This is a genomic window from uncultured Rothia sp. (assembly GCF_937976295.1).
Taxonomy (GTDB): Bacteria; Actinomycetota; Actinomycetes; order Actinomycetales; family Micrococcaceae; genus Rothia.
This window is the reverse complement of the sequence record NZ_CALJRY010000347.1, coordinates 1-7,455: the sequence shown is the minus strand read 5'-3', so window position 1 is coordinate 7,455 and position 7,455 is coordinate 1. Positions and strand designations below refer to the sequence as shown.

General features: G+C 61.1%; 5 protein-coding genes and 1 tRNA gene. 1 reads left to right on the top strand and 5 read right to left on the bottom strand.

Annotation, left to right across the window (positions count from 1 at the left end):
* Positions 1-610: cation:proton antiporter (locus Q0216_RS09335; RefSeq protein ID WP_298594794.1), on the bottom strand; the 610-nt coding region annotated here is incomplete at its 3' end.
* A gap of 370 nt (positions 611-980) precedes the next feature.
* On the opposite strand from Q0216_RS09335, the gene Q0216_RS09330 reads away from it, so the two are divergent.
* Complete coding sequence (locus Q0216_RS09330; protein ID WP_298594792.1) at positions 981-2,114, top strand: hypothetical protein; 1,134 nt, start codon at positions 981-983, stop codon at positions 2,112-2,114.
* A gap of 186 nt (positions 2,115-2,300) precedes the next feature.
* On the opposite strand, the gene Q0216_RS09325 is transcribed toward Q0216_RS09330, so the two are convergent.
* The 4 genes from Q0216_RS09325 to Q0216_RS09310 form a co-directional block, all read right to left on the bottom strand.
* A tRNA-Pro gene (locus Q0216_RS09325) sits at positions 2,301-2,374 on the bottom strand.
* 109 nt (positions 2,375-2,483) lie between these two features.
* A complete protein-coding gene (locus Q0216_RS09320) occupies positions 2,484-4,358 on the bottom strand; it encodes an ABC transporter ATP-binding protein (protein ID WP_298594790.1) in 1,875 nt (624 codons plus the stop codon).
* Positions 4,358-6,388 carry an ABC transporter ATP-binding protein gene (locus tag Q0216_RS09315; RefSeq protein WP_298594788.1) on the bottom strand — a complete coding sequence of 677 codons (2,031 nt, stop codon included), beginning with the start codon at positions 6,386-6,388 and terminating at the stop codon, positions 4,358-4,360. Before Q0216_RS09315 ends, Q0216_RS09320 begins: the two co-directional genes overlap by 1 nt.
* Positions 6,388-7,407: a metallophosphoesterase gene (locus tag Q0216_RS09310; RefSeq protein WP_298594786.1), complete on the bottom strand. Its 1,020-nt coding sequence runs from the start codon at positions 7,405-7,407 to the stop codon at positions 6,388-6,390. Before Q0216_RS09310 ends, Q0216_RS09315 begins: the two co-directional genes overlap by 1 nt.
* Positions 7,408-7,455: the final 48 nt, after the last annotated feature.

Sequence of the window (7,455 nt, the reverse complement as noted above, 5' to 3'; positions counted from 1 at the left end):
AACGCGAAGACAGCAACAGCGAAATAGCGAAAATCGGCAGAAGCTCACCCACAGCGCCGTGCACCAGCACCGCATTACCCACCGGCGTACCGGCAGCACCGTGAGACTTCAACATCGGCAACAGCGTGCCCAATGCCGTGGAACTCAACGCCACGCCCACCGCAATATACGTATTCAACTCATGCGAGAACGACGTAATAACCGCCGCACCCGCCATACCCAAGGCAAGGCACACCACCCACGTGGCAATAGCGCTATAACCCTGACGGCTACGCAGCGAGGACACGTTAATCTCAAAGCCCGCAATCAAAAAGAGCATACCCAGACCGAGCTCCTTCAGCAGCGGGATACCGCCCTCAGTGTTGGCAAGGTTGAGCATGTTCGGGCCAATGAGCAGACCAAAAATGAGCAGGAAAACCACATCAGGAATCTTCTTACCCGTCAGCCGCGAAAGAATCGGCGACAGCAACGCAACCAACGTAATCCAGAAGATGGACACAAACTGGTCGCTCTCGTGGTTCGTCGCCTCCGACAGGGCCGTACCCGAAGCCAGCAGAGCACCGGAAGTCCCCAAATCCGTCAGAAAAAGAGGTGAAAGAGTGGAAAACATAAAACCTCAACGTGGTGTATGTGCAGGTGGGGCACGGACAGGAAAATCACCGGGGCGAAGTGCCCGCGGGATGGCCCCACCTTTAAGAACGTACCAATGGTACACACCCAACCTCGTGCAACAACACTTGAACAGCACTCACTAGGGGCAAGAGGTACCCGCCAACGGCCGGGACAGAAGCGGCATGAGAGCAAAACCTCCGCGCCACCGCCTAAGCAGTCACAGCTTCCACCGTTACACTTAACACCTACGCCAGAGCATCCGGCACACACCACCGGGCAGACGATACCCTAGCAAGCAGATACCCGGCAGACAGGCACCCCGGCAGAGCACACAGACTCTCAAACACGGCACTACAAGGAGCGAGGACATGGCAGCAGGGCGCACTCAACCCATCCCCACCGTCAGCAGCGGGACACGTGCAGCCTCCCTCGGAGGCACCCGACGCGACCTCGGGCTCGACCTCGCCCGCGCCTTCGCCGTGCTCAGCCTGCTCATCCCCTTTGGATACTGGCTGCAGCTGATCCCGGTCTCCTGGAAGTTCTGGATTCCGCAGACCCTCGTACCCGCCGAACCGCTCTTCGCCGCAATCCTGGGTGCAGCCGCCTGGCGGTACGCCCGCACCGCGAACTTCCCGCAACTCTTCGCCGGAACCATCGTGCGATTCCTCGCGCTACTACTGCTGGGCGTGGCGCTCATGCAGGGCATCACCTACCTGCCGCAAGCCGGCGTAACCGTACCGGCGCAGGGCTTCAGCTACACGCTACCCTTCGACATGCTCGTGCACCTGGCGCTACTCACCCTGCTCACCCTATTCGTCGTGCACCTGCCCCTGTGGGCGGTCGCCGCGCTGGCGGTGGTCACCAGCCCATTCATCACCTGGACCTACACCCTCCTCATGGACGTAGCCGCTCGGGCCGACCAGTGGACTGCCGTGCAGCTGCCCTTCCTCGCAAGCCACGGCGTCAACCACGCACAGAGCGCACAGCTGATCTGGGTCATGTGCCTGGGCATCGTGCTCGTGCGTCTCTACGACAACCTGCAGGCAAAGCTCGCCATCCCCGTGGTACTCGCCGTGCTGGCGCTCACCGTCTACCGCACCTTCAACCCCTACACCGAGCTGGGCTTCCTCAACAGCCCGCAGGTGCTGCTCACCCTGAACCTGGCGGCAACCCTCTACTTCTGGGCCGAATGCGCGCGGCTGCTCTCCGCACAGGCGGGAATGCTCACCCCGATCGCTCGCCTGGGCCAGATGTCCCTGAGTGCATCCATTGTGCTGAGCGGAATCATCATCTACGCAGGCCCCACCGTTAAGGCTCTCACCGCGGGCGAGCACTACGTCGCCACCGGAGGCTGGGGCACCGCCGTGTACTGGACCGCCTTCCTGCTGCTCGGTGCCGCAATCGCCTTGGGCTTCTGCACCCTCTGGTCACGCATGGCGCGATCCATTGCCGGACGCGGCCCCCTGGAGGCGATTCTCGCCCTCATTTCCGGGCGCGGCTAAGCGGGCCGAAGAACATAACCTAGAACCACAACCTAGAAAGCGACCCCCTACCTGCCTTCCTGCACCGGTAGGGGGTCGCTTCTATGTACTCAACATCTGTGGCAGAAGTACAGCAGCAGAAATACAGTGACAGAAATACCACCGCGGGTACGACAAAGCCCCGGTCCAGTGGACCGGGGCTAGCTGTCGGGATGACAGGATTTGAACCTGCGACCTCGTCGTCCCGAACGACGCGCGCTACCAAGCTGCGCCACATCCCGATGTTGACCTATCAGCGAATACCGTAGGCAACTCACCTAGGATAACCCAAAAAAATTCAGAACGCAACACAGCGGCACGCCACCGGTCGGGCAGCGGCAGATAAAGTCTCTAGGCTTCAGCCTCCTGAACCTGATTCAGCTCATCCCAGGAGGCGTACATCGCCGCAAAACGACCACCGGAGGCAATCAGCTGCTGCGGGGAGCCGTCCTCCACCACGGAGCCCTCATGAATCACCAGCACACGATCAGCGCCCAGAACCGTCGAGAGGCGATGCGCAATCACCAGCGCCGTACGCCCCGCCAACACGGTACGCAGCGCCGCCTGTACCGCGCGCTCACTCGGAATGTCCAGCGAAGCCGTCGCCTCATCCAAAATCAGCACCCGCGGATTCGCCAAGAAAACGCGAGCAAACGACACCAGCTGACGCTGACCCGCCGACAGGGTAATACCGCCGCGACCCAGCCGCGATTCGTAACCGTCACGCAGACGCTCAATGAACGCATCAGCACCCACCGCCTTCGCGGCAGCCTTCACCTGCTCATCGGACGCCTGCGGGTTACCCATACGGATATTCTCCAGAATCGAGGCGGAGAACAGGAACACCTCCTGGGTTAGCATGAGCACCTCACGGCGTAGCTGCACATCCGCCAGCTGGCGAACATCCACGCCGTCAATACGCACCTGACCGGACGAAACATCGTAGAAACGAGCCACCAGCTTAGCGATAGTCGACTTGCCGGCACCGGTCGCACCCACCAGCGCCACGGTCGTACCCGGCTCAATACGCAGGCTCGTCTCCTGCAACGCTTGACGATCCGACGTGTACCCAAAGACCGCCGAATCCAGCTCCACCAGGGCACCGCGAACCGTGCCGCTCACGCCCTCAGAGGCGCCAGCAGTAGACTCAGCCGCAGGCTCTACAGCCCGCTCATGCGGACGCTCCGGCTCAGCAACCTCCGGCTCCTCAGCCAAGAACGACGACAGCTTCTCCAACGCGGACATCGCCGACTGGAACATGTTGTAGAACTCAGAGAGCTGCATCACCGGCTCAAACACACGGTTCGCGTAAATCACCAACGCCAGCAAGGTACCAATCTGCATGGTGCCACCCAGCACCGCATAACCACCCAGCACCAGCGCACCAGCAATAAACACATTGCCCAAAAGCATCAGCACGGGTGAGTAGATGCCGAAAATCTTAATCGAATCCATCACCGCAAGACGGTAACGCTCCGACGCCTGAGCATACTCGATGCGCATCTGCGCCTCCGCACCAAACGCCTTCACCGCGCGGATACCCGTAAACGTCTCCACAAAACGGCTCGTCAAATGCGCAGACTCGGTACGCATCGTGCGGAAAACCGGCACCGCCGTCTTCTGGAACCAGCGCGTCAAAAAGTAAATCGGCACGCCCATAACCAGCATGAACAGACCAATACGCCAATCCAGAAGGAAAATAGCGACCGCAGAAATCACCATGGACAGCAACGTGATCGCCAACTGGCTGATGCCGCTATCCAAGAAGCTGCGGACCGTATCAATATCGCTCGTCAGACGCGAAATAACCTTGCCCGAAGTGTACCGCTCATGGAACGACACGCTCAGTGACTGCGCATGACGGAACACCCGCTTACGCAGATACACCACCACACCCAGCGACACACGCACCGTGTACGCAACGTTAACCCACGAAAAAATCGCGGTCACCGCAGTAGCCGCCACAAAAAACGCCAACAGAGTCAACAGGGGAGCGGCGTCACCCTGCCTGAGTGGTTCAATGGAACTATCCAAAACGCGGGCAATCAGAATCGGCGCAACCGCCGAGGAACCCGACACCAAAAGCACCGAAATAATCGACAGCGCCAACGGCCCACGGTGCGGGCGCAGCATCTGGCGCAGCAGAGCCATCGAACGTTCACGGGTCTGTGCGCGCTCCTGCGGGCTCAACTCCTCCCGCCGCTGAGCCGGACCATGGTGGGCCATTAGCCGTCCTCCATCGTCATCAGCAGACGGTACTGCTCCGAAGAGTCCATCAGCTCAGCATGAGTACCCTCAGCGACCACGGCACCATCAACCATCAGTAGCACGCGGTCCGCCAACGCCACCGTGGAGGGGCGGTGCGCCGTCAGCAGGGTCGTAGCGCCGCCCAGACCGTCCAGGCCCTCACGCAGGCCCGTAATAATACGCTCCTCCGTGTTCACATCCAGTGCCGAGAACGGATCATCTAGCAGCAGCACGGAGGGGCGCTTCGCCAAAGCGCGCGCCAACGACAGGCGCTGACGCTGACCACCCGAAAGGCTCAGACCCTCCTCACCAATGACGGTATCCAGACCCTGCGGAAGCTCCGCCACGAAATCGCACGCAGCCAGCTGCAGTGCGGTCTGGAGGGTCGCCTCCAGCTCTTCCGCGGCGGGGTAGTCCTCATCCTCGGTGCCGCGCTCGTACTGCTCAGCAACGCCCATCAGCACGTTCTCGCGAACCGTGCCGGAGAAGAGCACCGCCTCCTCAAAGACGAACGCGGTCTGGGCGCGCACCTCCTCAATGGACATTTCGGCGGCATCTCGGGTGCCAAAACGCAGGGAACCGGAGGTCGGCTCGTAGAAACGCGGAACCAGCGACAGCACGGTCGACTTGCCGCTACCGGTTGCACCCACCAGCGCCAGAATCTCACCCGGGAAGACCTTGAAGTTCACGTCCTTCAGCACGGAAACCTCGGGCGCCTTCACCTCAGAGCCTGCGCCGGTAGCCTCTGCAGGAACAGGCGCTTCGGCAGCGTCGTAGCTGAACTGAACGTGATCGAAAGTGACAGATACTGCGCCACCGCTGGGGTACTGCATAGTTTCCTTCCCGGAGCCGCCCTCGGCAGATACTCCAGCTACTGTTGACGAATCAGAAGCACCCTGCGGATGCTCGGGCCCAGACATAGCCGCGGAGCCACGAACCAGCGGCACGGCCTCAAAGCCGGGCTCGTCCATGACCTCGTTGTGGCGTTCCAACGCCACCTTATAGCTCAAATAGGCAGACATCAGCGCGGTCGAGCGCGTCACGTGGCTGAGCACGGTCGTCTGCACCGCAAAGTAGGCGGTCATCGCGCCCAGACTCAAAGTGCCCGCCGCAACCTGAGAAGCACCCACAGCCAGCGCCACCGCCGTGGAGACACCCACAATCAGGCCCTGGTACAGGGCAACACGGGCCACCAGCATCGACCTGCCGTACTCGCGCACCTGCAGGGCGTCCACCGACTCGGAATATTCCTGAATCTGCTCGGGGGAGCGGCCCAGCGCCTTAATTACGCGGATGCCGCGCACCGACTCCTCAATACGGGTGGAGAGATCGCCCGTCATCTGCTGAATCTCATGCGAGGCGCGGTAGTACTTGCGGGTGAAATTCACCAGCGACAGCACCAGAATCGGCACGGTCACCACAAACACCAGCGCCAGGGACGGCGAAGAACGCAGCATGAAAAAGCCGCCAACCAGGAACATCACCGCAACAGTCAGTAGCTGCACAATACCGAAGGACAACCAACGACGAATCGTACCCAAATCGCTCATGGAACGGGTCAGCAGCTGACCGGAAGGCCAACGATCCAGCAGAGAAAGCGGGGCGCTGAGCAGGCGGTCAAAGAAGTTCATGCGCATGGACAGCTCAATCGTGGAGGTCGGGTCCACAATCAGCCAACGCCTCCAGTACATGAAGGAGGCGTGCGCAATACCCAGCAGAAGCACCAGGCCGCCGGCAGTCCAGATGGCGCTTTCGGTGGTGCTCTGCGAGAGATGATCCACAATAATCTGCAGTACCTGCGGGATGGAAATCTCAAGGGCACCGGCGCCGAACGCCACGAGCAGGCCCACACCCCAGCGCACACGAATCGGACGCGCATATGCGGCGAGAGTGCGCGGGGCACGGTCACTGTGCGCGTAGTCAATCGGGGCGGGGGTCGGTTCGCTCGCAGTCTCCAGGAAAGGGTTGCGGCGGCGCTTAGTTGTGTGCGCTGTAGAAGCCTCAGACATTAGAGACGACCACCCGCCGAGGTAGCGGAGGTGTCCTGCTCCTTATCGCGAGCCGTGAGGGTCACCAAGACCGCCTCCGGCGGGCAGAACAGACGCACCGGCGCAAAACGAGAGGTACCCAAACCGGCAGAAACCTGAACCGGAATACCGGACTGCTCACTGATACCCTTAGCACGCGAAGGCGGTAAATCGCAGTTGCTGACCAGAGCGCGACCGCCGGGCAGACAAACCTGACCGCCGTGCGTATGACCGGCAAAAATAGCCTGCGCACCGTCCTGCACGAAGCGGTGCAGAGTACGCATATAGGGGGCGTGAGACACACCGATACGGATGCTCGGCTCCTCACCCTCATCGAAAGCACCCGGGGCGAATCCGGGGTGCTCATCGTAACGCAGGTGTGGGTCATCCACACCGGAGAACTCCAGGCGCAGACCCTTGAGGTTCAGCGTGTCGTAGCGGTTAATGAGGCCCGTCCAGCCGCGCGACTCGAAGGCGTCATGCATCAGCTCAATGGGCAGGCGTGCACGGCTTCCCTCCTCAATCACTTGAGGGGCGGGGGTCTGCCACAGGTAACGTGCCGGGTTCTTGAAGAGGGGCGCAAAATAGCAATTGGAGCCGGGCACAAACACGCCGGGGAAGTCCATGAGCGGGTCGAGAGCCTCCAACAACGGATCCATACCGTCCACGTGGGAGAGGTTATCGCCCGTGTTCATCACCAAATCCGGCTCCAGAGCAGCCAGCGAGTGCATGAAGTCAATCTTCTTCTGCTGGCCCGGAATCATGTGCATATCCGAAATATGCAGAATCCTAAAGTCGGGGCTACCAGCGGGCAACACCGGCAGGGACTCGGTGCGGAGCTGAAAATTATTCAGCTCAATAAAGTGCCCGTACGCCGCCGTGGCGGCCCCCAAGGCTGCAGTGGCGGCTACCGCCCCCGCTACCTTCTTCAGGAGCGGGGAGGAGCCGCGTGCGCCGGGGACCGCCACAGGGACGCGGGCGTTGATTGCGTTTTCACACATAATCAATCGCCTTTCAGGCTTCAGCTGATGAGCTGTGATTCTAGCTGT